Annotated in this window: 28 protein-coding genes and 1 tRNA gene; 17 read left to right on the forward strand and 12 right to left on the reverse strand. The window is 67.7% G+C overall.

Annotation, left to right across the window (positions count from 1 at the left end; all coding sequences use genetic code 11):
- Position 1 precedes the first annotated feature (1 nt).
- Together ACSVC7_RS10745 and ACSVC7_RS10750 are read right to left on the reverse strand one after the other, a co-directional pair.
- The gene (locus ACSVC7_RS10745) at positions 2 to 316 is read right to left on the reverse strand and encodes a hypothetical protein (RefSeq protein WP_448204281.1); all 315 of its coding nucleotides are present in this window, start codon (positions 314 to 316) and stop codon (positions 2 to 4) included.
- A gap of 31 nt (positions 317 to 347) precedes the next feature.
- Positions 348 to 1,379 carry an alpha/beta fold hydrolase gene (locus ACSVC7_RS10750; protein ID WP_448204280.1) on the reverse strand — a complete coding sequence of 344 codons (1,032 nt, stop codon included), beginning with the start codon at positions 1,377 to 1,379 and terminating at the stop codon, positions 348 to 350.
- Between the two features lie 239 nt (positions 1,380 to 1,618).
- Between ACSVC7_RS10750 and ACSVC7_RS10755 the strand changes: the two genes are divergently transcribed.
- The 4 genes from ACSVC7_RS10755 (at position 1,619) to ACSVC7_RS10770 (ending at position 7,047) form a co-directional block, all read left to right on the forward strand.
- Positions 1,619 to 1,888: a hypothetical protein gene (locus tag ACSVC7_RS10755; protein ID WP_448204279.1), complete on the forward strand. Its 270-nt coding sequence runs from the start codon at positions 1,619 to 1,621 to the stop codon at positions 1,886 to 1,888.
- Between the two features lie 132 nt (positions 1,889 to 2,020).
- Positions 2,021 to 3,832 carry a carbon starvation CstA family protein gene (locus tag ACSVC7_RS10760; protein ID WP_448204278.1) on the forward strand — a complete coding sequence of 604 codons (1,812 nt, stop codon included), beginning with the start codon at positions 2,021 to 2,023 and terminating at the stop codon, positions 3,830 to 3,832.
- Between the two features lie 73 nt (positions 3,833 to 3,905).
- Entirely contained in the window at positions 3,906 to 6,191 is a 2,286-nt protein-coding gene (pflB, locus tag ACSVC7_RS10765) for a formate C-acetyltransferase (RefSeq protein WP_448204277.1), read from the forward strand.
- Positions 6,192 to 6,426: 235 nt separating this feature from the next.
- Positions 6,427 to 7,047 carry a metal-dependent hydrolase gene (locus ACSVC7_RS10770; RefSeq protein ID WP_448204276.1) on the forward strand — a complete coding sequence of 207 codons (621 nt, stop codon included), beginning with the start codon at positions 6,427 to 6,429 and terminating at the stop codon, positions 7,045 to 7,047.
- A gap of 66 nt (positions 7,048 to 7,113) precedes the next feature.
- On the opposite strand, the gene btsR is transcribed toward ACSVC7_RS10770, so the two are convergent.
- The 4 genes from btsR to ACSVC7_RS10790 form a co-directional block, all read right to left on the reverse strand.
- On the reverse strand, positions 7,114 to 7,845 hold the full coding sequence (gene btsR / locus ACSVC7_RS10775) for a two-component system response regulator BtsR (RefSeq protein ID WP_448204275.1): 732 nt from the start codon (positions 7,843 to 7,845) through the stop codon (positions 7,114 to 7,116).
- Positions 7,842 to 9,536 carry a LytS/YhcK type 5TM receptor domain-containing protein gene (locus ACSVC7_RS10780; protein ID WP_448204274.1) on the reverse strand — a complete coding sequence of 565 codons (1,695 nt, stop codon included), beginning with the start codon at positions 9,534 to 9,536 and terminating at the stop codon, positions 7,842 to 7,844. The genes btsR and ACSVC7_RS10780 overlap by 4 nt, the downstream gene beginning before the upstream one ends.
- Before the next feature lie 168 nt (positions 9,537 to 9,704).
- Positions 9,705 to 11,168, reverse strand: coding sequence for a DEAD/DEAH box helicase family protein (locus ACSVC7_RS10785; RefSeq protein WP_448204273.1), 1,464 nt, complete (start codon positions 11,166 to 11,168; stop codon positions 9,705 to 9,707).
- A complete protein-coding gene (locus tag ACSVC7_RS10790; protein ID WP_448204272.1) occupies positions 11,161 to 11,394 on the reverse strand; it encodes a hypothetical protein in 234 nt (77 codons plus the stop codon). The genes ACSVC7_RS10785 and ACSVC7_RS10790 overlap by 8 nt, the downstream gene beginning before the upstream one ends.
- A 256-nt stretch (positions 11,395 to 11,650) precedes the next feature.
- On the opposite strand from ACSVC7_RS10790, the gene ACSVC7_RS10795 reads away from it, so the two are divergent.
- Together ACSVC7_RS10795 and ACSVC7_RS10800 are read left to right on the forward strand one after the other, a co-directional pair.
- Complete coding sequence (locus ACSVC7_RS10795; protein ID WP_448204271.1) at positions 11,651 to 12,220, forward strand: hypothetical protein; 570 nt, start codon at positions 11,651 to 11,653, stop codon at positions 12,218 to 12,220.
- Between the two features lie 37 nt (positions 12,221 to 12,257).
- Positions 12,258 to 13,064 (forward strand): DUF3891 family protein, encoded by an 807-nt coding sequence (locus ACSVC7_RS10800; protein ID WP_448204270.1) that lies wholly within the window; start codon positions 12,258 to 12,260, stop codon positions 13,062 to 13,064.
- 221 nt (positions 13,065 to 13,285) lie between these two features.
- Here the strand turns inward: ACSVC7_RS10800 and ACSVC7_RS10805 are convergent, their stop codons facing one another.
- Both ACSVC7_RS10805 and ACSVC7_RS10810 read right to left on the reverse strand, forming a co-directional pair.
- On the reverse strand, positions 13,286 to 13,477 hold the full coding sequence (locus ACSVC7_RS10805) for a DUF3008 family protein (protein WP_448204269.1): 192 nt from the start codon (positions 13,475 to 13,477) through the stop codon (positions 13,286 to 13,288).
- Positions 13,478 to 13,505: 28 nt separating this feature from the next.
- Positions 13,506 to 14,006: a formate dehydrogenase accessory sulfurtransferase FdhD gene (locus ACSVC7_RS10810; protein ID WP_448204268.1), complete on the reverse strand. Its 501-nt coding sequence runs from the start codon at positions 14,004 to 14,006 to the stop codon at positions 13,506 to 13,508.
- 264 nt (positions 14,007 to 14,270) lie between these two features.
- Here ACSVC7_RS10810 and ACSVC7_RS10815 point away from each other — a divergent pair, with 264 nt between their 5' ends.
- The 3 genes from ACSVC7_RS10815 (at position 14,271) to ACSVC7_RS10825 (ending at position 15,162) form a co-directional block, all read left to right on the forward strand.
- Positions 14,271 to 14,465, forward strand: coding sequence for a hypothetical protein (locus ACSVC7_RS10815; RefSeq protein ID WP_448204267.1), 195 nt, complete (start codon positions 14,271 to 14,273; stop codon positions 14,463 to 14,465).
- Positions 14,466 to 14,582: 117 nt separating this feature from the next.
- Positions 14,583 to 14,852, forward strand: a complete 270-nt coding sequence (locus ACSVC7_RS10820) for a hypothetical protein (RefSeq protein WP_448204266.1) — start codon at positions 14,583 to 14,585, stop codon at positions 14,850 to 14,852.
- 115 nt (positions 14,853 to 14,967) lie between these two features.
- Entirely contained in the window at positions 14,968 to 15,162 is a 195-nt protein-coding gene (locus ACSVC7_RS10825; RefSeq protein ID WP_448204265.1) for a hypothetical protein, read from the forward strand.
- A gap of 193 nt (positions 15,163 to 15,355) precedes the next feature.
- Here the strand turns inward: ACSVC7_RS10825 and ACSVC7_RS10830 are convergent.
- A tRNA-Gln gene (locus ACSVC7_RS10830) sits at positions 15,356 to 15,429 on the reverse strand.
- A gap of 197 nt (positions 15,430 to 15,626) precedes the next feature.
- Between ACSVC7_RS10830 and ACSVC7_RS10835 the strand changes: the two genes are divergently transcribed.
- The 3 genes from ACSVC7_RS10835 to guaB all read left to right on the forward strand — a co-directional run bounded on the left by ACSVC7_RS10835 (position 15,627) and on the right by guaB (position 19,195).
- On the forward strand, positions 15,627 to 16,655 hold the full coding sequence (locus ACSVC7_RS10835) for a Ppx/GppA phosphatase family protein (RefSeq protein WP_448204264.1): 1,029 nt from the start codon (positions 15,627 to 15,629) through the stop codon (positions 16,653 to 16,655).
- Positions 16,656 to 16,669: 14 nt separating this feature from the next.
- Positions 16,670 to 17,380, forward strand: a complete 711-nt coding sequence (locus ACSVC7_RS10840; protein WP_448204263.1) for an RlmE family RNA methyltransferase — start codon at positions 16,670 to 16,672, stop codon at positions 17,378 to 17,380.
- Between the two features lie 336 nt (positions 17,381 to 17,716).
- Positions 17,717 to 19,195 carry an IMP dehydrogenase gene (gene guaB, locus ACSVC7_RS10845; protein WP_448204262.1) on the forward strand — a complete coding sequence of 493 codons (1,479 nt, stop codon included), beginning with the start codon at positions 17,717 to 17,719 and terminating at the stop codon, positions 19,193 to 19,195.
- Positions 19,196 to 19,247: 52 nt separating this feature from the next.
- On the opposite strand, the gene ACSVC7_RS10850 is transcribed toward guaB, so the two are convergent.
- Positions 19,248 to 20,093, reverse strand: a complete 846-nt coding sequence (locus ACSVC7_RS10850) for a tetratricopeptide repeat protein (protein WP_448204261.1) — start codon at positions 20,091 to 20,093, stop codon at positions 19,248 to 19,250.
- A 149-nt stretch (positions 20,094 to 20,242) separates the two neighbouring features.
- On the opposite strand from ACSVC7_RS10850, the gene ACSVC7_RS10855 reads away from it, so the two are divergent.
- Both ACSVC7_RS10855 and ACSVC7_RS10860 read left to right on the forward strand, forming a co-directional pair.
- Complete coding sequence (locus ACSVC7_RS10855; RefSeq protein ID WP_448204260.1) at positions 20,243 to 20,764, forward strand: MarR family transcriptional regulator; 522 nt, start codon at positions 20,243 to 20,245, stop codon at positions 20,762 to 20,764.
- 77 nt (positions 20,765 to 20,841) lie between these two features.
- Positions 20,842 to 21,234 (forward strand): NifB/NifX family molybdenum-iron cluster-binding protein, encoded by a 393-nt coding sequence (locus tag ACSVC7_RS10860; RefSeq protein ID WP_448204259.1) that lies wholly within the window; start codon positions 20,842 to 20,844, stop codon positions 21,232 to 21,234.
- Positions 21,235 to 21,249: 15 nt separating this feature from the next.
- Here the strand turns inward: ACSVC7_RS10860 and ACSVC7_RS10865 are convergent, their stop codons facing one another.
- Positions 21,250 to 21,942: a sensor histidine kinase gene (locus ACSVC7_RS10865; RefSeq protein ID WP_448204258.1), complete on the reverse strand. Its 693-nt coding sequence runs from the start codon at positions 21,940 to 21,942 to the stop codon at positions 21,250 to 21,252.
- Between the two features lie 252 nt (positions 21,943 to 22,194).
- Between ACSVC7_RS10865 and ACSVC7_RS10870 the strand changes: the two genes are divergently transcribed.
- Entirely contained in the window at positions 22,195 to 23,217 is a 1,023-nt protein-coding gene (locus ACSVC7_RS10870) for an esterase-like activity of phytase family protein (protein WP_448204257.1), read from the forward strand.
- Between the two features lie 47 nt (positions 23,218 to 23,264).
- On the opposite strand, the gene ACSVC7_RS10875 is transcribed toward ACSVC7_RS10870, so the two are convergent.
- A complete protein-coding gene (locus ACSVC7_RS10875) occupies positions 23,265 to 23,870 on the reverse strand; it encodes a LabA-like NYN domain-containing protein (protein WP_448204256.1) in 606 nt (201 codons plus the stop codon).
- A gap of 309 nt (positions 23,871 to 24,179) precedes the next feature.
- On the opposite strand from ACSVC7_RS10875, the gene rpoZ reads away from it, so the two are divergent.
- Both rpoZ and ACSVC7_RS10885 read left to right on the forward strand, forming a co-directional pair.
- Positions 24,180 to 24,626 carry a DNA-directed RNA polymerase subunit omega gene (gene rpoZ, locus ACSVC7_RS10880; protein WP_448204255.1) on the forward strand — a complete coding sequence of 149 codons (447 nt, stop codon included), beginning with the start codon at positions 24,180 to 24,182 and terminating at the stop codon, positions 24,624 to 24,626.
- A gap of 88 nt (positions 24,627 to 24,714) precedes the next feature.
- Complete coding sequence (locus ACSVC7_RS10885) at positions 24,715 to 26,886, forward strand: RelA/SpoT family protein (protein ID WP_448204254.1); 2,172 nt, start codon at positions 24,715 to 24,717, stop codon at positions 26,884 to 26,886.
- The last annotated feature ends 12 nt before the right edge of the window (positions 26,887 to 26,898 follow it).

A 26,898-nucleotide genomic window follows, 5' to 3' on the forward strand; every position in this document is an offset into this window, starting at 1 on the left:
GCTACCGGCAGGTCTGCCGGCACAGGGCCTTCGCGTCGGCGCAGGAGGTCCGGCAATACTGGCCGACCGAGACGCAGCTCGCGATGCCGAAGATGATCCGCGCGTCGCATTCCGACGCCTTCGCGTCGCAGGACAGGGCGCAGGCTTGGCTGGCCTGCTCGCAGGAGAGCGGGCAGCTCCGGTCCGGGCTGCTCACACGGGTCGGGACGGCGGCGGCGAGCCGGTCCTTCGCGCTGGCGGCGAGCGCGGGGAATGGGGCGATGGAAAGGGCGGTCAACAGCGCCGCGACGAGCACCATCCTTGTCCGGACCATCATCGCATCCTCCCCGCAGTGTGTTGGGCGGCGCCTACATCCGGGTCGCCGCCATACCCCTCTCCACACCTTCCACATGGCCGGCGGGCGGGCCGGCCATCTTGTCGATGACCGCCGCGATCTTGTCGGGGGCCGCGTAGTGGACCATGTGCCCGGCCTCCGGGATCAGGCGGAGCGAGCTGTGCGGGACCTCGACGTAGAGGCGGGCGGACTGGCGGCCGACGTCGGCAACCATGTCCTCCGCCCCGGCGATGATGGCGACGGGCATGGTCAGTTCGGCGTATCGGTGCTGCATCCGCGCGGCGGCGAGGCTCATGCCCGCGCCGTCCCGCGACATCGCGTGAATCTGCCGGGGGCGCAGGGCCATCTCCGTGCTGAAGGTCTCGGCGAAGCGGTCGGGGACCGGCTTCGGCCAGAACATGCCCTTGAGGAAGGCCGGCATCATCGCCGCCCCGGCGAGGGGCGACAGCGTGTAGTCCAGCACGTCCCCCAGCACGGGAATGGCCGGCGGCAGGGCCAGCGCCGTGTCCGCGCGCACCGTCGGGTAATAGTAGCCGCCCATCAGGACCAGCCCGCGCACCGCCTCCGGGTGGTTGAGCGCCAGGGCCACCGCGACCATGGCGCCCCAGCTGTGCCCGACGACGACCGGGCGCTCGATGCCCAGCGCGTCGAAGGCGTGCCGGAACAGCTCCGCCTGCTGGAACGGCGCCCAGCTTCGGCCGCGCGGCCGGCTGCTGTAGCCCATGCCGGGGCGGTCGATGGCGATGACGCGGTGGTTCGCGGCCAGCCGGTCGAACAGGCCGCCGTGGACGAAGTCCTCGGCCGTCACGATGTTGCCGTGGATCAGCACGACCGCCGGCCCCTCGCCCTTCTCCAGATAATGGAGGCGCACGCCGTCCACCTCGACGAACCGCCCCCGGGGAGGGTTCCGCCGCTCGGCCCGCCGCGCCCGGTAGACGTTGACCGCGGCGGTCGCGGCCAGCGCCGCTGCGGCAGCGCCGATCAGGGCACCGCCGCGCGGCATCCGGGACACGTTGGGTGAGGGCAAGTGGTGCTGTGACGACAAGGCTTTCTCCGGCGGGATGGTGCACTGCAAAAGGCCAGAGATGAAACCCCCAGCCGGCGGGAACGGTTCCGCGCCTTGAGTTAAATCCCCATGCAGCCGCGGGCGATACGACGGGACGGCCCGCCGCTCGCCCTCCGTTTCCGACCGCTCGCCCTTTCCCCGGCCCCGCTCCCGAGATGCTCCGCCTTGGCCGCGCGCTGCCGTTCTAGCGTGCCGTCCAGCCAATCAGGAGCATTCACATGACCACCTCCCCCAGAGCCATAACCGGCAAGACCGTGACCGTCGCCGTTCCCGTTACGCTGTACGTCACGGTCGCCCTGCCGGACGGCGCCCCGGCCTCCCAGCTGACCGCCGAGGCGGTCGCGCTCAACGCCGCCGAACATTTCGCCCACGTCAGCCACGCCGAGATCAGCGCCTTCAACGAGGTGAACCGCGTGCACCCGCTGGCCGCCGGCACCGTGCAGGCGGTGGTCGCCGCCGTGGCCCCGCCCCGCCGGGCCGCCGCTTGAGCCTTCCCCCGGCGCCGCTCGCCCCCGGTGGGCGACCGCTCGCCACCCCATTCCACCGCTCCCGGCGTCCTGGCCCACAGCTCCGCCGCAGAGGCGTAAAGCTGGGTCAAGATCCTCCCAAGGAGAGCCGTCATGGATCACGCACTAACCTTTGTGATCGCGACACTCTGCGTCCTGTCACTTTGCTACCGCTTCTACGGCGTGTTCTTCGTGCGCAAGGTGCTCCGTGCCGATGATACGGAAGTCACGCCGTCCCACGTCCTGGCGGACGGCCGCAACTACGTCCCCACCAAGAAGTGGGTGAACGCCGGCCAGCATTTCGCCGCCATCGCCGCCGCCGGCCCGCTGGTCGGCCCCGTGCTGGCCGCCCAGTTCGGCTACCTGCCGAGCTTCCTGTGGCTGCTGATCGGCTGCGTCATCGGCGGTGCGGTGCACGACACGGTCGTGCTGTTCGCCTCGATGAAGCACAAGGGCCAATCGCTGTCCGAGGTCGCCAAGGCCGAACTCGGCCCCGTCGCCGGCTGGTGCACGGGTCTGGCGATGCTGTTCATCATCACCATCACCATGGCCGGCCTGTCGATGGTCGTCGTCCACGCGCTGGAACGCAACGCCTGGGGCGCCTTCGCGGTCTTCATGACCATCCCGATCGCCATCGCGCTGGGCCTCTACGAGCGTCTGAGCGGCTCGTCCAAGGGCGCCACCCAGGTCGGCATCGCCGCCATCGCCGCGTCGGTCTTCGCCGGCCCCTACATCCAGGGCACGCTGCTGGGCGAATGGCTGACCCTGCATGCCGAGACCGTGGCGCTGATCCTGCCGGTCTACGCCTTCTTCGCGACCGCCCTGCCGGTGTGGCTGCTGCTGACCCCGCGCGGCTACCTGTCCAGCTTCATGAAGATCGGCGTGTTCGGCGCGCTGGTCGTCGGTGTGGTCTTCATCAACCCCGAAATCCGCTTCCCGGCCCTGACCGACTTCATCGCGGGCGGCGGTCCGGTGCTGAATGGTCCGGTGTGGCCGTTCATCTCGATCACCATCGCCTGCGGCGCCATCTCCGGCTTCCACGCCTTCATCGGCTCGGGCACCACGCCGAAGCTGATCGACAAGTGGAGCGACATCCGCCCCGTGGCCTTCGGCAGCATGCTGGCGGAATGCATGGTCGGCGTCATGGCGCTGATCGCCGCCACCGCCCTGCACCCGGCCGACTATTTCGCCATCAACTCCAGCCCCGCCGCCTTCCAGGCGCTGCACATGCAGGTCATCGACCTGCCGCGCCTCAGCCAGGACATCGGCCTCGACCTCTATGGCCGCACCGGCGGTGCGGTGACGCTCGCCGTCGGTATGACGGAGATCTTCACCCGCATCCCGTGGTTCAGCAGCCTCGCCTCCTACTTCTTCCAGTTCGTCGTGATGTTCGAGGCGGTGTTCATCCTGACCGCCGTGGACAGCGGCACCCGCGTCGCCCGCTACCTGATCCAGGACCTGCTTGGCGACGTCTACGCCCCGATGAAGCGCCTTGACTGGCTGCCCGGCTCCATCACCGCCAGCGTGCTCGCCTGCGTGGCCTGGGGCTACCTGCTGACCTCGGGCGACATCAACTCGGTCTGGGCTCTGTTCGGCGTGTCGAACCAGCTGATGGCCTCGGTCGGCCTGATCATCGGCGCCACCATCATCCTGCGCCTGTCGCAGAAGCGGGTCTACATGCTGACCTGCCTGGTCCCGCTGGCCTACCTGTTCGTCACGGTGAACTACGCCGGCTATTGGATGGTCACCAACGTCTACCTGAACCCGGCGGCCAAGGGGCACAGCCTGTTCAACGCCGGCATCTCCATCATCATGCTGACGCTCGGCTTCGTGATCCTGATCGCCGCGCTGCGGAAGTGGAAGGAACTGCTGCGGATCGGCGGCACCGCCGCCCCGACCGGGATCATCGCCACCCCCGCCGAGTAACCCTGAAGCATCCAAGACGAGTGAGCCGCCGCGCCTGCGGCGGCTCCCCCTTTCAAAGCGAAAGGCCATCACCATGGACACCCTGTTGACGGAAGCCTTCGCCGCGTCGCTGGAACCGGCACCGCCGCCCGCCCCCTGGCGCGGCTTTGCCGGCGGGACCTGGCGGTCGGAGGTCAACGTCCGCGATTTCATCCTCCGCAACGTCACCCCCTATGAGGGCGACAGCGCCTTCCTGACGCACCCGACCGGCCAGACCAAGCTGCTGTGGAACAAGGTCACGGACCTGCTGAAGGAGGAGCGCGCGGCGAAGGGTGGCGTGCTGGACGCCGACACGGAGGTCTTCTCCTCCATCACCGCCCACGCGCCCGGCTACATCGACAAGGATCTGGAGCTGATCGTCGGCCTTCAGACCGACAAGCCCCTGAAGCGCGCCATCATGCCCTTCGGCGGCTGGCGCATGGTCAAGAACAGCCTGGAAGCCTACGGTTTCCCCGTCTCCCCCAAGCTGGCCGAGATCTTCCCGGCGATCCGCAAGTCGCACAACGACGGCGTGTTCGATGCCTACACCGAGGAAATGCTGCGCTGCCGGAAGTCCGGCGTCATCACCGGCCTGCCGGACGCCTATGGGCGCGGCCGCATCATCGGCGATTACCGCCGGCTGGCGCTCTACGGCGCCGATTTCCTCATCACCGACAAGAAGGCGCAGCTCAAGTCCCTGGACCTCGACCAGATCACCGAGGAGACGCTGCGCCTGCGCGAGGAAATTTCCGAGCAGATCAAGGCGCTGGGCGAACTGAAGCGGATGGCCGCCGCTTACGGCTTCGACGTGGCTCGCCCGGCGGCAACCGCGCAGGAGGCCGTGCAGTGGACCTACCTCGCCTATCTCGCCGCCGTGAAGGAAGCCAACGGCGCGGCGATGTCGCTGGGCCGCGTGTCCAGCTTCCTCGATATCTACATCGAGCGCGACCTGCGCGAAGGCCTGCTGTGCGAGGTGGAGGCGCAGGCCCTGATCGACCAGTTCGTCATGAAGCTGCGGCTGGTCCGCTTCCTGCGGACGCCGGAATACGACCAGCTGTTCTCCGGCGACCCGACCTGGGTGACGGAATGCGTCGGAGGCATGGCGCTGGACGGGCGGACGCTGGTCACCAAGAACAGCTTCCGCATGCTCCACACGCTGGTGAACCTGGGACCGGCGCCGGAGCCGAACCTGACCGTGCTGTGGTCCGAACGGCTTCCGGAGGGCTTCAAGAAGTTTTGCGCGGAGACCTCCATCAAGACCAGCTCCGTCCAGTACGAGAGCGATGACCTGATGCGGCCCTTCTGGGGCGACGACTACGGCATCGCCTGCTGCGTGTCGGCGATGCGCATCGGCAAGCAGATGCAGTTCTTCGGCGCCCGCGCCAACTTGGCGAAAACGCTGCTCTACGCCATCAACGGCGGCCGGGACGAGGTGTCGGGCGAGCAGATCGGCCCGGCCTACGCCCCGATCACCGGCGACGTGCTGGACTATGACGAGGTGTTGGCGCGCTTCCAGCCGATGATGGACTGGCTGGCTCGGGCCTACATGAACACGCTGAACACCATCCACTGCATGCACGACAAGTACATGTATGAGCGGCTGGAGATGGCGCTGCACGACCGCGACGTGTTGCGCACGATGGCCTGCGGCATCGCCGGGCTCAGCGTGGTCGCCGACAGCCTCTCGGCGATCAAGCACGCCACCGTGACGGTCATCCGCGACGAGCGCGGCCTTGCCACCGATTTCTCGATCGGGGGCGAGTACCCGGCCTTCGGCAACAACGATGCGCGGGTGGACGAGATCGCCGTGTGGGTCGTCGAAACCTTCATGAGCATGCTGCGCAAGCAGAAGACCTACCGCAACGCCCTGCCGACGCAGTCGGTGCTGACGATCACGTCGAACGTGGTCTACGGCAAGAAGACCGGCAACACGCCGGATGGCCGCAAGGCCGGCCAGCCCTTCGCGCCCGGCGCCAACCCGATGCATGGCCGCGACAGGAAGGGGGCGCTGGCCTCGATGGCGAGCGTGGCGAAGCTGCCCTATGCGCACGCGCAGGACGGCATCAGCTACACCTTCACCATCGTGCCTTCGGGCCTGGGACCCACGGAGGGTGAGCGGGTGGACAATCTGGTCGGGCTGCTCGACGGCTACTTCGCCCAGGGCGGGCACCACATCAACGTCAACGTCTTCGACCGCGAAACGCTGCTGCACGCCATGGACCATCCGGAGCTGTACCCGCAGCTCACCATCCGGGTCTCCGGCTACGCGGTCAACTTCATCAAGCTGACCCGCGAGCAGCAGATGGACGTCATCAGCCGCACCTTCCACGGCGCGCACTGATCCGTCACTGCGCCAACGCCGCCGCGGGTTCCCGCCCGCGGCGGCGTTGTGCATGGTCGCCATGCTTCCCCGGAATCCCTCAACAGTTGCAAAGGATTGTGCGCAGGCGACTTCTGTCCTAATGTTGGGATCCTGAAACCCAAGATCCGGCGACACCCTCGTGATCACACAGGCACTGGCATCGCGTGCCGATCCGGCCCGTGCCGATCTATTTTTCGCCGGGTGGTGATCGCCCATGATGGCGTCTTCCCACATCATCGTCGGTGGAGCCACGTGGTTCTATGTGTCGACGCGGCTGGGCTTCGGCTTCGACGCGGTGGCCTTCGGCGCCGCCATCCTGGGCTCTTTGGCGCCGGACATCGACCACCCGAAATCGACGCTCGGACAGTGGGTGAAGCCCTTGTCGCTGCTGATCTCCGGCGTCTTCGGCCATCGGGGGATTACGCATTCGACGCTGGCCATTGCCGCCTGCCTGTGGGCCTTGCGCGAATACTCCGCCTACTCGCACCTGATCATCCCGTTTCTGGTCGGTTATCTCACCCATCTGGCGGGGGACCTTCTGACCCCGGCGGGCCTGCCCCTGCTGTGGCCGATCAAGCGCCGCCGCAACTTCGCCCTGCCCATCCTGAAGACCGGCGGCTTTTCGGAGCAGTTGGCGGTGACGCTGCTGGGGGGCTGGATGATCTCGGGCCTGTTTCCCTGCAACTGGCCCGACCTTCCCTTCGATCGCCCTTGGCATTCCGTTGTCGCCGCCGCCCAGCTCTATTTCACGGAGCCCGGCAAGGAGACGGCCCCACCCCCCATCCCGGCCCGCAAGCCCCTGGAGCCCGGCCGCTCCCGGAACATGCGAGGCTAGCGGTGAAGCATTTTTGATTTCCCTCGCCCACGGGAGGCGGGAGAGGGGCGGATTGCCGGTTTGAAATCACCCGATGCCCAGACGCTCCTTCAGCGCGCCGAGGAAGCGGCGGCTGACGGGGACGGTGTGGCCGCCGGTGGTCTCGATTTCCGCCAAGCCGCCGTCCTGGAAGCGAATTTCCTTGATGCGCTCCGGGTTGACGAGGTGCTGGCGGTGGCAGCGGAACAGCGGGCTTTTTTCCTGGAGCGTGTGCAGGGTCAGTTCGGTGAAGCGCTCCTGCCCGTCCTCGGCGACGACATAGACGCCGGCGGGGCGGGAGACGACGTATTCCACGTCCTCCAGCTTCAGCAGCGTGATGCGGTTGTGGCCGGCGCAGGGGATCTGCCGCAGTTCGGCCGCTCCCTTCAGCACCCGCACGTCCTGCGGCGCGTGGGCGTTCTGAAGGGCGCGGCGCAGCCGTTGCAGCGTTTTGTCCAGCCGAACCGGGTCGGCGGGCTTCAGCAGATAGTCGAAGGCGTGCTCCTCGAAGGCCTGGACGGCGTATTCGTCGTGGGCGGTCAGGAAGACGATGTGCGGCATGCGGTCGGGGTCGAGCATGCTCAGCATTTCCAGCCCGCTGACGCGCGGCATCTGGATGTCCAGGAACACCACGTCGGGCGTCTGGCGGTTGATGGCGCCGATGGCCTCGATGGCGTTGGCGCACTCGCCGATGATGGTGATGTCGTCAGCGCCTTCCAGCAGGCGGCGCAGCTCCTCGCGGGCCAGAGGCTCGTCGTCGACGATCAGGACGTTTATCATGCGGGGACGGATTCCAGGGGAAGGCGCAGGGTCACGCGGGTGAAGGCGTCGCGCTCGCAGGCGATGGAAACGCCGTAGGCCTCGCCGTGGCGGTTGCGGATGCGGCGGTCCACGATGGTCATGCCCAGGCCCTGGCCGACGGGCTTTTCCTCATACAGGCCGGCGTTGTCCTCCACCGTCAGCAGCAGGTCGTCGCCTTCGCGCCCGGCGGCGATGCGCACATGGCCGCTGCCGAGCAGTTGCGAGGTGCCGTGCTTGATGGCGTTCTCCACCACAGGCTGGAGCGAGAAGGCCGGCAGGCGGGTGCGGCGCAGATCCTCCGGCACGTCGATGTCCACGGTCAGGCTGCCGGTGAAGCGGGCCAGCTCAATCTGGAGGTAGGCGTTGACGTGCTCGATCTCGTCGCCGAGCGTCGCGTCCTCGCTGGGGCGCTTCAGGTTCTTGCGGAAGAAGGTGGACAGGTTCTGCACCAGCTGGCGCGCCCGTTCCGGGTCGTTGCGGATGACGGCGGAGATGGTGTTCAGCGTGTTGAACAGGAAGTGCGGGTTGACCTGCGCGTGCAGCAGCTTGATCTCCGACTGGGCGAGCAGCGCCTTCTGCTGTTCGTAGCGGCCGGCGAGGATCTGGCTGGACAGCAGCTTCGCGATGCCCTCGCCCAGCGTGCGGTTGATGGTGGAGAAGATCTTGGTCTTCGGCTCGTACAGCTTGATCGCCCCGATCACCCGGTCGTCCTCACCGACCAGCGGGATCACCAGCGAAGCGCCCAGCCGGCAGTGCGGGCTGATCGAGCACTGGTAGGAGACCTCGTTGCCGTCGGCGTAGATGACCTGGTTGTTGGCGATCGCCTGCATGGTCTGGAGCGAGGTGATCGGCGTGCCGGGCAGGTGGTGGTCGTCGCCCGTGCCGATGAAGGCCAGCAGCTTTTCCCGGTCGGTGATGGCGACGGCGCCGACGCCGGTTTCCTCGTAGATGATGCGGGCGACGCGGGTGCTGTTTTCCTCGTTGAAGCCGCTGCGCAGCACGCCGTCGGCCCGCGCGGCGATCTTCAGCGCCTTGGCGGAAAAGGCGCTGGACTCCTTCTCGATCAGCGCCCGGCGGTCGAGCAGGATGCGCATGAACAGCCCGGCGCCCAGCGTGTTGGCGATGATCATGGGGGCCGCCACGACCTCCACCAGATGCACCGCCGCCTCGAACGGGCGCGCCACCGCCAGGATGATCAGCATCTGCGTGACCTCCGCGACGAAAGTGACCGCGCCCACGCGCACGGGGTCGAACAGGGGCTCGATCTTGCCGCGCCGGACCATGTGCCGGTGCACCAGCCCGCCGATCAGCCCCTCCACCACCGTGGAAATGGCGCAGGCGGTGGCGGAGATGCCGCCCAGCGAGTAGCGGTGCAGCCCGCCGGTCAGCCCCACCGACACGCCCACCGACGGCCCGCCGAGGATGCCGCCCAGCACCGCGCCGATGGCCCGCGTGTTGGCGATGGAATCGTCGATCTGCAGGCCGAAATAGGTCCCCATGATGCAGAACATCGAGAAGATCAGGTAGCAGGCCAGCTTGTGCGGCCAGCGCACCGTGACGTGCATCAGGGGGAGGAACAGCGGCGTCCGGCTCAACAGAAAGGCGACCACGAGGTAGACGCACATCTGCTGGAGCAGGGACAGGATCAGGCTGAAGGGTTCGACCGTCATGAAGGCTTCTCGGGAGGCTGGCGCCGGTGCACCCGCGGCCGGCGCACCCTCAATGGTCGGCCGCTTCCATGGGCGCGGAAAGTGACAAAGGCGGGGTATCGCGGCAGGGTACGGCACGCGCGAAGCCGGTCGCAAGGCGGCAAAAGGGCTGGGCTGCCTTGCGCTCCATCAGGCCGCGAGGCGGGTCTCCACCGTCGTGCGGAGGATGGCGTAGATGTCGTCCAGCAGCGACGTGTCGTCGCCCGCCATGGCGTCCATGGAGGCCATGCGGGCGATCACCGCCTCGGCCACACGCTCCTCCACCGTGTCCTCGGCGTAGGCGTACCAGACCGTCGCCTTGCGGCCATCGCGGTGGCAGCGCCCCTCGATCTGCTGCATCTGGATGGCGGAATAGCGCAGGTCGTGCACGACCAGGGCGCGCGGGGCCTCGCCGCCGGGCATCTCCCCTTCGTGCAGCGAGATCGACTCCGTCACGGTGAAGACCACCACGTCCAGGGCGCCGGTCTGGAAGGCGACGCGCGTCGCCTCGTTGGCGTCGGCCGTGTTCTCCCCGGTGATCCGGCCGACCCGCCAGCCCCGGCCGCGCAGTGTGTCCTCCAGCAGCGCCGCGGTCTCCAGGAAGGCGACGGACACGGCGGCCTTCAGCCCATTGTCCAGAAGCTCCTCCACGACATCGGCGGTGCCGCGCACGCGCAGCAGCGATCCCTTCTGCCGGAAGCGCAGGTCAGCGGCCCAGCCCTGCGGGCGGCGGGTGCTGCCGCCGGCCAGCCCGAACTCCCGCCGGAACTCGCGCCATGTGGCGTCGTAGAGGCGCCGCTCCTCGCGGTCGAAGGCGGTCGGGGCCAGCGCCCGTTCGACTTCGGGCCAGCCTGCGATGTCTTCCGGCGTGCGGCGCAGGCCGATGGCGTTCGGACCCTGGTAGAGCAGGTCGGCCATGACGCGGCAGTCCCGCTCGTTCGGCTCCCACGACCAGTTCTTCCAGCGCCCCTTGGCCTTGCCGATGCCCAGGCGCTTCATCAGGTTGCGGAAGCCGCCGATGTCGGCGGTGTCCACCCCGGCCGCGTGGCCGAGCAGCGCGCCGAGATAAGCCAACTCATGCGGGGCCTGCCCGGCGGTGGCGCTCATGTAGACGCAGAAGGCCGCGGCGTCGGCGATGCTGCGGCAGGCCATAGTCTGCTGCGCGCCGGGGTTGCGCAGCCGGTGGCTCTCGTCGAAGACGACGATGGGCCATGTCCGCTTCGGCTCCCCATGCTTGGCGAGTTCGTTGTTCTTGGCGCGCGTCGAGCGGCGGGTGCTGGCCGCGACCGGCTTCAGCAGCGACTTGGTCCGTTCGTAGTTGACGAGGGTGACGCGCTTGGGCGGGCAGCCGGACCGGGCGATGGTGCGGCGCCAGTGGGCGAGCGCGCCCTTGGGGCAGACGACCAGCACCACCTCCTCGGGCATGGCCGCAATGGCGAGCCACACCGACAGCGTCTTGCCAAGCCCGGTGCGGTCGCCCAGCAGGAAGCCCGGCCGTCCGGCCCGGCGATGCTCCAGGATGCGGTCGCGCGCCTCGATCTGGTGGTCGTGCGGAACGAAGGGGGCGTGCGGGGTGGGCTCGCCCGACTCCCCGGTGGTTACGGGTTCAGCCATGCAGGGCGGTGACGTTGTCCGTCCGGGCTTCCCGGTCGATGCGGGGCACCTTCTTCAACTGGACGACGTAGCGCTCAGCACCATTCTCCATGACCGCGATGGCGGCCAGCCCCAGGTCGTCGTTCACGAGATGGATCGCCTTGATCCGCGCCGTTCCGGCCGTGAGTTCCGCGGCGTCCAGAACCTCGTCGCCGGGGCGGAAGCCGAGATAGGAATCAAGCTGCATGACGGTTGCACCAGTGCTCTTGCGGGGAAAGGCTCAAGGAGATCAGGGCGCTCATGTCCGGCATTTTAGCAGTTTCGGCGGCCTGTGGCATTGTCTGCCTTTGGGCCGCCTGTGGGACTTATGTGGGGATGGTCCGGGCCGTCTTCGATGCCCGCCCTTCGAGCGTCCTCCGGGCGGGTTGACCCTTTCGCGCCCATGGTGTCCGGTCGATTGCCTTTTCTACAGTGAGTTCCGCAACCGAATTGGGGGTGGAACCATGCGCGTCGCTGTCCTGGCCTTGGTGTCCTTGTCCGTGAGCTTTGCGGCCCCGCTGGCCGCGGAGGAGATGCCGGTGCCGAAGGTGGATTACGCCGCCCAGGTCCGCATCGACGGGATGGAGGGGCCGGCGCTCTACCGGCACAAGAACGGCGTGATGCGCGTGGACATGGCCATGGACGGCGAAAAGGTCGCCTTCCTGTTCGACGCGCGCAAGGGCACGGGCGTGATGCTGATGGAGGAGGAGAAGACGGCCATGGAGGTCGGGGCGGGCGGCGGTCCCGTGCGCCTGCCCAAATCCGGGGCGCTGACCGCGCGCAAGACCGGCCAGGACCGCGTGGCCGGCCACGCCTGCGAGGTGTGGTCCTACACCGACCCCGTGAGCAAGGGCACGGACAGTTCCTGCATCACCGCCGACGGGATCGTCCTGCGCGTCACCAGCGGCGAGGGCAAGGCGGCGAAGACCGTGCTGGAGGTCACCCGGCTGGAGGTCGCCCCGCAGGACGCGGCCCTGTTCCGCGTGCCGTCCGGCTATGAAAAGGTCAGCATGCCGGGAATGCCAAAGCGATAAGTCGGCGCCGACTGTTGTCGGTGTCGGAGGTGCCGCCATGCTGTTCCGCGCCATGCCCTTCCGAGATGACCACGACGGCGTGATCGCCATTCCGCAGCCGAGCCACGCATGGCTCTCGGGCCAACTGCTGCGCGCCTGGGGCAACGAGGCCTTCGCCCCGCCGTCGCCGCACGAAGAGGTCTGCCTGGGGGCGGAGCAGCACGACATCGGCTGGCTGTCCTGGGAGACGGAGCCGACCCTGAACCAAAAGACCGGCCGGCCGCACGGCTTCCAGGAACTCGGCCCCACGATTCACACGGGCCTCTGGACGGAGGGCGTGCGCCGCGCGCTGGCCTATGGGCGCTATCCGGCCTTGCTCGTGTCGCTGCACGCGGACACGATCTACGGAACCTTCTTCGACTTCGACAAGGCGACGCCGGAGGACGCAGCACTCGTCCGCCGCTTCCTGGAGGAGCAGCACCGCTTCCAGCGCGCCTGCATCGACGCCTTGTCCGCAGACCCGTGCTACGCGGCCCATCTCGCCCCACCGGTGGTGGAGCGCAACCGGCTGCTGGTCGGCGCGGTGGACCGCATGTCGCTGGAAATCTGCTGGGGCATCGGGGGCGAGGCACGAATCCCCAACGTGCCGACCACGGGCGAGGGGCGCACCGAACTCCACCTCCGCTCGCCGTCCGGCGATGTCGCGGAACTGGTCGCGGAGCCATGGCCCTTCGCGGGCGAGCGCGTCGAACTGGTCTGCGAGGGGCGCCGCCTGCGGGGCCGCTTCACCGACGAGGATGCCATGCGCCGCGCTCTGGAAGAGGCGGAGGCCGTGACCGTCCGGACCGTCGTGAGGCGTGCCTGACGTTGGGGCGCCCGCACGGCCAAAAGTCCCCTCGCCCATCTCCGATGGGAGAGGGAGGGGCCCGCGCCAAAGGTGCGGGAGGGTGAGGGCAAGGTTTTGCCGAGAATACAGGGAATGCGGGCCAGGGATTTTCGGATTGACCTTGCCCTCACCCTCCCACCGCTTCGCGGTGGGCCCCCCCCCCTCTCCCGGCGGAGCCGGGCGAGGGCTTTTTAAAGGACTCAGTCCTTCGACTCCCGTTCCGGCAAATCCTTGCGCTTGGTGGAGGCGAGGTCGCGCAGTTCCTCTTCGGTCATCGACTTCGCCATCTCCTTCGAGGCGCCGCGCAGGCTCGATTCCGGCTTCTCGCCGCGCTTCGCGGCGAGCGCCGCGCCCGCCGCCATCTGCTGCTTTTTCGATTCCGCCTTGGACATGGCCATGCTCCGTGGATTGTGTGTCCGATCATGGGACCAACAGGCGCGGGCGGGACGTGTGCCGGGGGCAGCGGAACAGCATGACACCGTCGCCGCGCGCGCGGGCGGCCAGAACCATGCCGGCTTTGCGGGCGAGCGTCAGGGCGAGGCCGGTGGGGACGGAGATGGTCGCCAGCAGCGGAATGCCGACCGCCGCCGCCTTCTGCACCAACTCGAAGCTGCACCGACTGCTCAGCACGGCGAAGCCCGCCGCCCGGTCGTGCCCGGCCGTGGCGAGCGCGCCGGCCAGCTTGTCCAGCGCGTTGTGCCGGCCGACATCCTCGCGGGCCAGCAGGATGCGGCCCGCGGGATCGCACCAGGCCGCCGCGTGCAGGGAGCGGTTGGCGCGGTTCATCGGCTGGTACTCCAGCAAGAGGGCGAAGGCGACCGGCGCCTCCTCCGCCACCAGCCATGTGATGGTGGACTGGTTGATTGCAGCCGGGAAGCTGGTGCCCTCGGCTGGGCGGGAATGGGCGAGGGGGACGGGCATGGCGCGCTCCCTCATTCCGTGGCGGCGGTGTCGATGATGCCCTCGATGATGGCGGCGTAGCGGCGTAGAGCGTCACCGGCTCCGCGCCCGCCGGGACGGCCATGCCCGTCTCCTCCCCATCGTTATGATTGGCCAATCATAACCAATTGAGGGGCATAACCAAGAGGACGGCACCAATAAGAGGGCGGCCGCAATTCATCACGGCGGTGCCGACGGCTGGCCGGGCATGATGCGCGCCCCCTTCCTCCTCCGGAGAACCCAATCATGCTTCGCCTTACGCTGTCGTTCGTTGCTCTTTTCAGCTTGGCCGGTTGCGGCGTGGTCGTGGCGACGGTCGACACCGCGGCGAGCGTCGCCGGATCGGCGGTCAGCATCGCCGGCGATGTCGCGGCCGGCACCGCGCATGTGATCACCGCGCCGTTCCGGGGCGGGGACGATGAATCGGAGAAGAAGGAATAGCGGTTCCCGGAGGGTGTGACCGGCCGGTTTTCGTCGCGAACGGCCCTTGACCTCGCCCGCTTGCGCCTCACCCTCAGCAGACATGCCGCCCGGCCCACCGTTCTGAGGAGAACGTGCGTGAGCATTCAATGCCGCTGCCTGCTCGCCCGCGAGGGGCAGAAGCCTGTCTGGAGCGACAAGACATTGCGCCTGCCGCCGCGGTCCGGTGACGCCGTCCAGTTCGAAGAGAGCGGAACGCTGTTCACCTTCCGCATCACCGAGGTCCTGCACACGCCAGGTCTGGAGGGCGTGGATTTCGCGCTGATCCTCACCGAGGTGCCGGGATCGCGCGGCAAGCCGTTCCGGGAACTGTTCGAGGAGGGGGCCGGAACAGGGGCGACGAAGTAGACCCGGAGAGTTCCATGGAACAGGGCTATGGAATAAAGGGGCAGGGCAGCGCGTTCATGACCGTGTAAGGCCCCTCGCGGGGGCTTACGGCGAGCAAGCCACACGATGGTCAACCATGACGCTCCGCACCCTGTCCCTTCTTGCCCTGACCGGAATTCTCCTCACCGGCTGCTACGTTGTCGAGGCGCCGCCCCCGGCCGTTTACAGCTACGGCTACTACGAGCGCCCCCATTACCGGCACTACGCGCCGCCGCCCGCCTGGGGCTATTATGGGCGGCCTTATGGGCATCGCCATTACCACGGCTGGTGACGACACCCTCCCGCAAATCCTCCGGCGCTGCGCCAACGAACCGGCCAGGGAAAGTCCTTTTCCCGGCTGCTGTCGACTCGCGGAGAGCTATGGAACGCAGCAGATTTTGGCCGCAGCCATGCAAGCACTGCCTGCAGACCGTTGCAGGGGCGGCGGAACCACGCGGCTGATTTTGGAGGAATTTTCGAAGAGTTGGTTGGGGGACTAGGATTCGAACCTAGGCTGGCGGAGTCAGAGTCCGCTGTCCTACCGCTAGACGATCCCCCAGACCGTCGCCGGGGCGGCGCGTTGCCGCTCCCGTCGTGGGGCGCTCTTTTAGCAAAGGCTCCGGCGCTTGTATAGACTTTTTTTGTGCGCGGAAGGTTGGATTGGCCGGGGATTGGTCAAACCTCGCCATTCGTGGGGTTTCGCGCGGCGCTGAAACCGGGTTAGTATGTTTCTCTTCAGCGCGGCGGGGAGGATTCGTGGACCTACAGGTGCACAGCGAGCGGCAGAACGACACCGGACGGTTGCGTTCGTTGGCGCCCGCACGCCCTGTCTTCGCCGCGATCGATCTCGGCACCAACAACTGCCGCCTGCTCATCGCGCGGGCCATGCCCGGCGGTTTCCGTGTCATCGACGCCTTTTCGCGCATCGTCCGGCTCGGCGAAGGGCTGACCCGTCACGACCAGTTGTCGGACTCGGCGATGGAGCGCACCATCGCCGCCCTGAAGGTCTGCGGCTCCAAGATCGAGCGCCGCGGCGTCACCGCCGCCCGGGCCGTGGCGACGGAGGCCTGTCGGCGCGCCCGGAACTGCAACGAGTTCATCGACGCGGTGGAGCGCGAAACCGGCATCGCCATCGAGATCATCTCCAGCCAGGAGGAAGGGCGGCTGGCGCTGGCCGGATGCGCCTCTTTGCTCGACCCGCAGATTCCCTATGCGGTGGTCTTCGACATCGGCGGCGGATCGACGGAGCTGATGTGGCTGGCTTTGGAGAAGGGCAGGGCGCCCCGCATCCTCGACCAGATCTCCATCCAGTGCGGAGTCATCGGCCTGACCGAACAGTTCGGCGGCCCCGAGGTTACGCCCGCCATGTATAGGCGCATGGTGGACGAGGTCGCCTCCGCCATCGCCGGATTCGAGGCACGCAACGGGATCCGCGATCTCGTCATGGCCGGGCGGGTGCAGATGCTCGGCACGTCGGGCACGGTGACGACGCTCGCCGGGGTGCATCTGGGGCTCGGGCGGTACGACCGGCGGGCGGTGGACGGCAGCTTCCTGCGCATCGACCACGCCCGCGCGGTCATCGAACGGCTCGTCACGCTGGACTTCGACGGCCGGGCGCGGCATCCCTGCATCGGTCACGACCGCGCCGACCTCGTGATCGCCGGCTGCGCGGTGCTGGAAGCGCTCTGCGACTGTTGGCCGGTGGAGCGCCTGCGCATCGCCGACCGCGGCCTGCGGGAAGGCATCTTGGTGGAGCTGATCGGCTCGGCGCGGGAATTGTATTAAGGAACTGTGAGATCATGGTTGGAAAGCCCCCGTCCTCCTCCAAGCCGGGCGGACGCCGCGCCACCGTCCGCGTGAAGACCGCCGCCAAGCGGTCCACATCGTCGGCCCGCTGGCTGGAGCGGCACCTGAACGACCCCTATGTGCACGAGGCGACGAAGCGCGGCTTCCGGTCGCGCGCGGCCTTCAAGCTGCTGCAGCTCGACGAGAAGTTCCGTCTGCTCGGCCCCGGCAAGCGCGTGGTGGACCTGGGTGCCGCCCCCGGCGGCTGGACTCAGGTGGCGGTGGAGAAGGTGCAGACCGCCAAGGATGGCTGGAAGGTCGTGGGGCTGGACATCCTGCCCATGGATCCGGTGCCCGGCGCCACCACCATGCAGGCCGATTTCCTGGAGGAAGGGGCTGCGGAGCGGCTGAAGGACGCGCTGGGCGGACCGGCCGACCTGGTGCTCAGCGACATGGCAGCGCCCACCATCGGCCATCAGGCGACCGACCACCTGCGCATCATGGCGCTGGCCGAGGCCGCCTACGACTTCGCGGAAGAGGTGCTGGCTCCCGGCGGGGCCTTCGTCGCCAAGCTGTTCCAGGGCGGGGCGGAAAAGTCGCTGCTGGAGCGGCTGAAGCGCGATTTCGCGACTGTCCGCCATGCGAAGCCGCCGGCCAGCCGGGCCGAATCCTCGGAAACCTACGTGGTCGCCACGGGTTTCCGGGGCGCCAATGTGAACGACTAAAGCGAATTGCCATTCGCTTTCGATTCATATGCCTTCACACGCCAGCCGGGCTTCGGCCGCACGCGCGGCTCTCAGCGGATGCCTTTGGCATCCGCCTGCCGCCAGCGGGAACGAAGTTCCCGCGAGAGGCCGGGACCGCGGTCGCGGTCCAAAGCGGATTGAAATCCGCTTCAACTCGACCGCAGGCTGCGGGCCGTTCGCGCAGGTCATGGCTGGCTTGCGCGGTTGCGGCTCCGCACACGACAAATTGTGGTGCTGGCGCCTTCACAAGCCCATGGTCTTGTGTATAGTGCGCCAAATTTTTTCCAGGCTGCCTTTTCTTCCGGGAGACCGACGATGGCCCGTTCCACCTCGATTCGCGAAGCCCTGACCTTCGACGACGTCCTCTTGGTTCCGGCCGAAAGTTCGGTTCTGCCGAACGAGGTGGACACCCGCACCCGCCTGACCAAGTCCATCGAGCTGGGCATCCCGCTGATGTCGTCGGCCATGGACACGGTGACCGAAAGCAGCCTCGCCATCGCCATGGCCCAGGCCGGCGGCATCGGCGTCGTCCACCGCAACCTGACCATCGAGCAGCAGGCCGAGGAAGTCCGCAAGGTCAAGCGGTACGAATCCGGCATGGTGGTGAACCCGATCACCATCACCCCCGGCGCCACGCTGGCGGACGCGCTGCAGCTGATGGCCGACTACCGCATCTCCGGCATTCCGGTGGTGGAAAGCCTCGACGCCCGCGGCACCGGCAAGCTGGTCGGCATCCTGACCAACCGCGACGTGCGCTTCGCCAGCGACCCGAAGCAGCCGGTCAGCGAACTGATGACCAAGAACGTTGTCTCGGTCCGCGAGGGCGTCAGCCAGGGCGAGGCCAAGCACCTGCTGCACAAGCACCGCATCGAAAAGCTGGTGGTGGTGGACGAGGATCAGCGCTGCATCGGTCTGGTCACCGTGAAGGACATCGAAAAGGCGCAGGCCTATCCGAACGCCTGCAAGGACGCCCAGGGGCGCCTGCGCGTCGCAGCCGCCACCGGCACCGGCCCGGACGGGCTGCGCCGGGCGGAGGCGCTGTTCGACGCGGGCGTGGACGTGCTGGTGGTGGACACCGCGCACGGCCATTCGCAAAAGGTGTTGGACCAGGTGCGCGCCGCGCGCAACCTGTCCAACTACACGCAGGTCATCGCCGGCAACGTCGCCACCGGTGACGCGGCCAAGGCGCTGATCGACGCCGGCGCCGACGCCGTGAAGGTCGGCATCGGTCCAGGCTCCATCTGCACCACCCGCATCGTCGCGGGCGTCGGCGTGCCGCAGCTGACCGCCATCATGGACGTGGTCGAGACCTGCGAGAAGCTGGGCATCCCGGTGATCGCCGACGGCGGCATCAAGTTCTCCGGCGACCTCGCCAAGGCCATTGCGGCGGGCGCCAGCGTGGCGATGCTCGGCAGCCTGTTCGCCGGCACCGACGAGAGCCCCGGCGAGGTGATCCTGTACCAGGGCCGCTCCTACAAGAGCTACCGCGGCATGGGCTCGGTGGGCGCTATGGCGCGTGGCTCGGCCGACCGCTACTTCCAGCAGGAAGTCTCCACCATGAAGCTGGTGCCGGAGGGCGTCGAAGGCCGCGTGCCCTACAAGGGGCCGATGTCGGCGGTGATCCACCAGCTCGTCGGCGGCCTGCGCGCGGCCATGGGCTACACCGGCAGCAAGTCCATCGCGGACATGCAGACGAAGTGCGAGTTCGTCCGCATCACCAACGCGGGCCTGCGCGAAAGCCACGTCCACGACATCACGATCACCAACGAGTCGCCGAACTACCGCCAGGGCTGACGGGCGGTGGTTGGTGGGTTGAGGCCGAGCCTCAACCCAACGGCGCAAACGTTCAACGCGGGATGTCCACCGTCCGGCCGCCCGCGCGGGCTTCGCGGTAATAGGCGAGGTTCTGCTGCACCGCCGTCTCGTCCAGGTCGAGGCGCGCGGTGCGCGCCGCTTCGTCGTCGCGGCCGGCGAGGCCGTAGGCCAGCGCGAGGTTCTGCCGCTGCTGGGCCGTGGCCGCCGGGTCGCGGGCGAGCGGTTCCAGGATCGCGATGGCCTCGGCCGCCTTGCCCGACAGCAGCAACGAAAACCCCAGATTGTTCCGCGTGTTCCGGTCGTTCGGGGCGAGCGCCAGGGCGGCGCTGTACTGCGCCTGCGCCCCAGCATGGTCGCCCATCATGTCCTTCGCCACGCCGATCCCGGTCAGCGCGCGCACGTCTTTCGGATCGCGGCTGAGCAAGGAGGCGTATTGGCGCGCGGCCTCCTGCGGCTGGTCCATGGCGATCAGCGCGCGCCCATAGCCGCGCAGAGCGTCGGGGTTGGCCGGCTCGCGGGTCAGGGCGGAACGCCACGCGTCCAGCGCCTCACGGGGGCGGCCGAGATCCGTCAGGGCGTTGGCAAGGCCGAGCAGCGGTTCGACCTTGTCCGGAGCGGTCTCGTGCGCGCGGCCGAACAGCGTACTGGCGGTGTTCAGGTCGCCTTGGGACTGCGCCTGGGCGGCGATGCGCATCAGGGACGCGTAGTTGCCCCCCTGAGCTTGTGCTCCCTGGCCTTGGGCCGATGGCTTCGCCGCACCGTCGCCCAGCGTCACGCAGCCGGTCAGCGGCAGGACCGCCAAGCCGGCGGCCAGGGCCGCCGCTCCGGCGGTCGCGCGCAGCCGGCGAAAGAAAAAGCCGTGACAAAAAGAGGACATGCGCACCCGGCGTGAAGGCTGGATGAAGGGGTGATGACGATGCCCGTCACTCTCGCCTTTCACAGTTAACATATCTTAAACAGTTCGCTCCCTAGGGTATTTCCATTCCGGAGACGCGTTCCCGACCTTCCAGGCAGACCCCGAGGCCCATGTCCACGCTCGTTCAGCCCCCGCCCGAAGACGCCGCGCGCAAGGACAAGGCGACGGCCACCCAGATGTACCATGAGGTGGCGCGCATCATCGAAAGGATGCACCGCCGCTTCCTCGACGTGCTGCGCATCGAACTGGGGCGCATCGGCGTGGACGACATCAGCCCGGTGCAGGTCATGATGCTGCTGAACATCTCCAACGGCGAGATCAGCGTCCGCGACCTGATCGAGCGCGGCTATTACCTGGGCTCCAATGCGTCCTACAATCTGAAGCAGCTCGTCGACATGGGCTATGTGGACCGCACCGCCTCGCCGCGCGACAAGCGCGCCGCCCGGCTGAAGCTGTCGGCCAAGGGCATGGAACTGTGCGACCGTCTGCGCCACATGGCGTCCGTCCATTCCGAAGGGTTGATCCGCACCGACGGCGACAGCCAGGATTTCGAGGTGACCTACCGCACGCTGCGCCGGCTGGAGCGCAAGTGGACGGACGTGATTCGCTCCGACGAAACGGAAATCCTTTAACGCGAATTGACTTCCCTCAGTTTGCGCGACAATCCGTCGTGCGACGGTGACGCGCTCGCCACCGGGGGAGGTTTTGCATGAAGTTCGCTGTTGGCACCCAGGATTTCCGCAGCATCGCGACCCATGGGGGGCGCACCCGTCGCTTCCTGGTGTTCGAGGCCGAGGCCGGTCGGGAACCCGTCGAGATCAAGTGCATCGAGCTGGCCGAGGACGAGGTGCTGCACCTCGCCGGCGACGGCCGCCCGCACCCCATCGATGAGGTGCAGGTGGTGATTACGGGCAGCTCGGGTCAGGGCTTCATCAACCACATGCGCCGCCGTGGCATCGAGCCCGTGACCACGACCGAAGCCGATCCGGTCCAGGCGATTCGCGATTATTTGGCCGGCACCGTCAAGGCTGCGCCCGCCCCGGAATTTCCGCATGAGCACCACGATCACGGGCACCATGACCATGAGCACGCCCACGACTGAGCGCCGTTGCCGCTCCTAAACCGGGAAGGACACGCTGGCGGTGGTGCCGGTGGCGTCGCTGTCGGTGGACAGGGTGTCGCCCAGTTGCGCGGCCAGGGCCTCGGCCAGCATCAGCCCGTCCTCCGCCGTCGTGTCGAACCCGGCGGGCAGGGCACGGCCGTTGTCCTCCACGGTCAGGCGGGCGCGGCCGTTGGTCTCCTGCGTGATGGACACCTTGATCCAGCCCTGTTCCGGATAGGCGTGGTGCAGGCTGTTGGTGAGCAGTTCCGCCGTGATCAGCCCCAGCGGCATTGCTTCGTACAGGCCGATCTGGATCGGGTCGCTGTTCACCTCGATGGGGACGTTGGCGAGGCCGCCGGGCGTGCCGTGCTTCACGGCGTCGGCCAGAGCCTCCACATAGCGGCTGAGGTCCACATGGGTGCCGGTTCCGGACTCGTGAAGCTGGCGGTAGAGGATCGCCAATGCCTCGATGCGGACCAGGGTCTGCTCGTAGGCGGCGCGGGCGTCGGGGTCGCGGATGCGGCCGGTTTGCAGCTTCAGCAGGCTGATGACGAGCTGGAGGCTGTTCTTGGCACGATGCTGCAACTCGCGCAGTTCGGATTCCAATTCCCGAATCCGCGCGGCAAGCGGGTCCTCCGGCGCGTCCGGACCGGTGGCGGGACGATCCGGGGGCAGGGTGACCGGCTGTGACCGGGGAGGAATTGGCATCACGCGGTTCTCGGCTGGAGCAGGTGACGTTTTGGTAAGGTCGAGAACAATTTATGCGCTTCGCCCCACTCTCGAATTGGTTCTGGTGGGGTAACTCGGACCGCATACACTGATCGTTTGCACATCAACGACCGGGGAGGTAGGGCCTATGCGCCCGCCGGGTTGGCCCGGACGGGCCGTCGGCAAGCCCGAAAAGGCGTTTGCGGATCCGGCGGCCCATGGTTGATTGGCCGCATGCGATTGCGAACCTTGATGATCCCGCTTCTCGGCGCGCTGGCCGTGGCCGGCGGCTGTGCCGCGATGGCCGGCAGCACCGGCCCGTCCGTCGCCTCCCTGACCGTTCCGCTCGACGCCGGGCGTCCCGACACGGCGGAGGTCGGTGCCCTGCGCTTTCGCGGCGCCCTGGAACTGCCGGAAGGTGGCGGCGTGGGCGGGCTGTCCGGCCTCTGGGTCAGCCCTGACGGCGGCCGTTTCCTGGCGCTCAGCGACCTCGGCAAAACGTTGAGCGGCCGGCTGACCTACGACGCCGAGGGGCGCCTGACCGGTGCCGGAGACTTCGTCGGACGGATCCTGCCGGTGGACGAGGATCCGTCCTACCGGGGCCGGCGCAACGATTCGGAAGAGGTCGTGCGCCTGCCGGACGGAAGCTGGCTGGTGTCTTTCGAGCGCAATCACCGGATCCTGCGCTACGCGGCCGGACCGGACCGCCCCGAAGGCGCGCCGGTGCGGCTGCCGACTCCGCCAGGGCTGGAAGCAGCCTCACCCAACAGCGGGATCGAGGCGATGACCCTGCTGGCCGACGGGCGCCTGTTGGCCATCGAGGAAGGGGACGACAACGGGGTGCAGGAGCGCCGTGCCTGGATCGGAAAGCCCGGCATTGCCAAGCCAGGGGCGGGGACGCGGTCCGACTGGCAGCCGCTGACCTACCGCGCGGCGCCGCGGTTCCGCCCGACCGGAGCGGCGGCCTTGCCGGACGGCGGCGCGCTGGTGCTGGAGCGGCGGGTGTCCCTGCTGGGCGGCTGGGCGGCGCGCATCGTGCACGTCCGTCCCGAGTCGCTGCGGCCGGGCGCCACCATGGACGGGGTGGAACTCGCCCGGCTGGAGCCGCCGCTGCTGGTGGACAATTTCGAAGGAATCGCGGTGCGTCCGGGACCGGACGGCGACCTGCTGGTCTACATCGTGTCGGACGACAACCGCAGCGTCCTGCAGCGCACCTATCTGGCGATGTTCTCGATTCCGGCCAAGGCGCTGAGGCCGGCCATCGCGAGGCGCTGAGGCGGTCGCCCGCCCAGCGCCTCGGAACCAGCGCCCCGGCGACAGGATCAGACGTTCTCGTACAGGCCGTTCGGGTCGCTGCGGTCGCTGCCGCCCATCCCACCGCTCATGCTGCCACCCATGCCGCCGGCGCTCATCATCGGGTCGCGGTGGTGGTGGATGCGGGCGATGCTGGGGGCGAGATCCTGCAACTCGATGAAGTTGTCGGCTTGGCGGCGCAGTTCGTCGGCGACCATCGGCGGCTGCGACCGCACGGTGCTGATCACGCTGACGCGCACGCCCTTGCGCTGCACGGCCTCGACCAGCCGGCGGAAGTCGCCGTCGCCGGAGAACAGCAGGATGTGGTCCACGCGCTCCGCCATCTCCATCACGTCGATGGCGAGTTCGATGTCCATGTTGCCCTTGATCTTGCGCCGGCCGGACGCGTCGGTGAATTCCTTGGTCGGCTTCGTCACCATGGTGTAGCCGTTGTAGTCCAGCCAATCGACCAGCGGACGAATCGGCGAATATTCCTGATCTTCCACCAGTGCCGTGTAGTAGAAGGCGCGCACCAGCCGCCCTTCCGAAGCGAAACCATCGCGAAGGCGCTTGTAGTCGATGTCGAAGCCCAGTGCCCGCGCGGCGGCGTACAAATTGGCGCCGTCGATGAACATCGCGAGGCGTTCTTCCTTGTAAAACAGCTTAGTAACATCCTTCGGCAAAGTCGCATTGCGTTCCAATGTCGTATTCCTTCTACAAGAGATTGTGTTTTATGTCCGGCCTGCGCGAAATTGCGTTTCGCCTACATAGAAATTAGGGCCTCGGCTTTGTTGGAGCAAGGGGGTGTCCGCTCTGGTTCCCAAAGCGGTGGGGGTAAGGCGGGCGGAGCTGACCACCGTCGCGGACATGGCTCGAAGCGCTTGCACCAACGCGGACGCATCAATATAGTCGAGTGCCTTCGCAGATCCCGGAGTTGGTTTGGTATGGCCCGCGTTACCGTCGAAGATTGCGTCCTCAAGGTTCCGAACCGGTTCGAGCTGGTGATGATTGCCGCTCAGCGCGCGCGTGAAATCGCGTCCGGCGCTCCGCTGTCCATCGACCGCGACAACGACAAGAACCCCGTCGTGGCGCTCCGCGAGATCGCGGACGAGACGGTGACGCTGGAGCATCTGAAGAACGCTCTGATCAAGGGCCACCAGAAGCACGTCGAGCCGGACGAGCCCGAGGAGGAGATCGTCGAGCTGATGGCCGGCGAGCACGACTGGGCGGCCCGCAGCGACAACTCGCTGGACGACGACGACGCGATGAGCGACGCCGAGGAAGTGGGCGAGGGCGAGGACATGCTCTCCGACATGGACAGCGCGCCGGAATCGGCCTTCGACATGACGGAGGACGACGTCGCCGGCCGCGACGCGGATGGGGATCTCTGACGCTGGCCGCTCGCAACGGTTCGGGGGCCGGAAGGCCCCCTTTCAGTCTACACGCTAACAAGGCGCATCGCGCGCCGGGTCCGGTGCCATGATCCGGCAATATGAGCTTGTCGAACGCGTCAAGGCGTACGACCCCTCGGCCGACGAGGATCTGCTCAACCGCGCCTACGTCTTCTCCATGAAGGCGCACGGGTCGCAGACCCGCGCCTCCGGCGACCCCTACTTCCTCCACCCGCTGGAGGTCGCCGGCATCCTGACGCAGCTGAAGCTGGACGCCGGGACCATCGCGACCGCGCTGCTGCACGACACCGTCGAAGACACCGTCGCGACGATGGAGGACATCGAAAAGCTTTTCGGCAAGGAAATCGCCCGTCTGGTGGACGGCGTGACCAAGCTGTCGCGCCTGGAACTGCACAGCGAGCAGGCCAAGCAGGCCGAGAATTTCCGCAAGCTGGTGCTGGCCATGTCGGAGGACATCCGCGTCCTCCTGGTGAAGCTGGCCGACCGGCTGCACAACATGCGCACGCTGTTCCACCTGAAGAACCCGGACAAGCGCAAGCGCATCGCCCGCGAGACCATCGAGATCTACGCGCCGCTGGCCGAGCGTATCGGCATGCATCAGGTGAAGGACGAGCTGGAAGACCTCGCCTTCGCGGAGCTGAACCCCGACGCGCGCGACAGCATCCTGGCACAGCTCGCCCGCCTGCGCTCCGAAGGCGAGAATCGCGTCCAGCGCATCATCGACGAACTGCGCGAGCGGCTGGCCGAGGAAGGGCTGCCCAAGGTCGGCATTTCGGGCCGCGAGAAGACCGCCTATTCGATCTGGCGCAAGCTGCAACGCAAGAACGTCAGCTTCGAGCAGCTGTCGGACATCATGGCCTTCCGGGTGATGGTCGACTCGGTGGCGGAGTGCTATCAGGCGCTGGGCATCATCCACGCCCACTATCCGGTCGTGCCGGGGCGCTTCAAGGACTACATCTCCACGCCCAAGCCGAACGGCTACCGCTCGCTGCACACCGGCGTGATCGGCCCGGAGCGCAACCGGATCGAGGTGCAGATCCGCACCCGCGACATGCACGAGATCTGCGAACTCGGCGTCGCCGCCCACTGGGCCTACAAGCAGGGTGAACAGCGCACCCAGCAGGGGCGCGAGTACCGCTGGCTGCGCGAGCTGCTGGACATCCTGGAGCACGCCCAGAAGCCCGAGGAGTTCCTGGAGCACACCAAGCTGGAGCTGTTCCAGGACCAGGTCTTCTGCTTCACGCCGAAGGGCGACCTGATCGCGCTGCCGCGCGGCGCGACTCCGGTGGACTTCGCCTACGCCGTCCACTCGGAGGTCGGCGACCACTGCGTCGGCGCGAAGATCAACGGCCGCATGCTGCCGCTGCGCACGCAGCTCCAGAACGGCGATCAGGTCGACATCATCACCTCCAAGGCGCAGACGCCGGTGCCGGGGTGGGAGCGCTTCGTCGTCACCGGCAAGGCGCGGGCGCGCATCCGCAAGTTCCTGCGCACGCAGCAGCGCGCCCAGTACATCGAACTCGGCCGCGCCATCCTGCAGCGCCAGTTCAAGGCCGAAGGCTACGAGTTCTCGGAACGGGCGCTGGAAGGCGTCATCAAGATCTTCCAGCAGCCGAGCGCCGAAGACCTGCTGGCCAGCGTCGGCTCCGGCCTGCATTCGGGCCGCGAGGTCTTCCACGCCGTCTTCCCCGGCCACAAGCCGCATGTGGCGACGCCGAAGGAAGGCGACGACAAGAACGCCATTTCGATCCCGAAGCCCAAGCCGAAGGCCAAGGGCAACAACGCGCCGCTGCCGATCAAGGGGCTGATTCCGGGCATGGCGGTGCATTACGCCCGCTGCTGCCACCCGCTGCCGGGCGACCGGATCGTCGGCATCGTGACCACCGGCAAGGGCGTCACCATCCATACCATCGACTGCGAAACGCTGGAGAGCTTCCACGAGTCGCCGGAGCGCTGGATCGACGTCGCCTGGGACATCGGCCCCGACAACCCCGAGGAGCATGTCGGCCGCATCACGCTGGTCGTGGCGAACGAGCCGGGCTCGCTGGGCACGCTGTCCACGGTCATCGGCAAGAACGGCGGCAACATCACGAACCTGAAGATCACCAGCCGCAACACCGACTTCTTCGAGCTGCTGATCGACATCGACGTGAAGGACGCCAAGCACCTGACCAACATCATGGCGGCTCTGCGGGCGACTCCCGCCATTAACGCCGTGGAGCGCGCGCGCGGGCGGTAACGACGGTATACT

The organism is Azospirillum mesophilum, assembly GCF_053470405.2.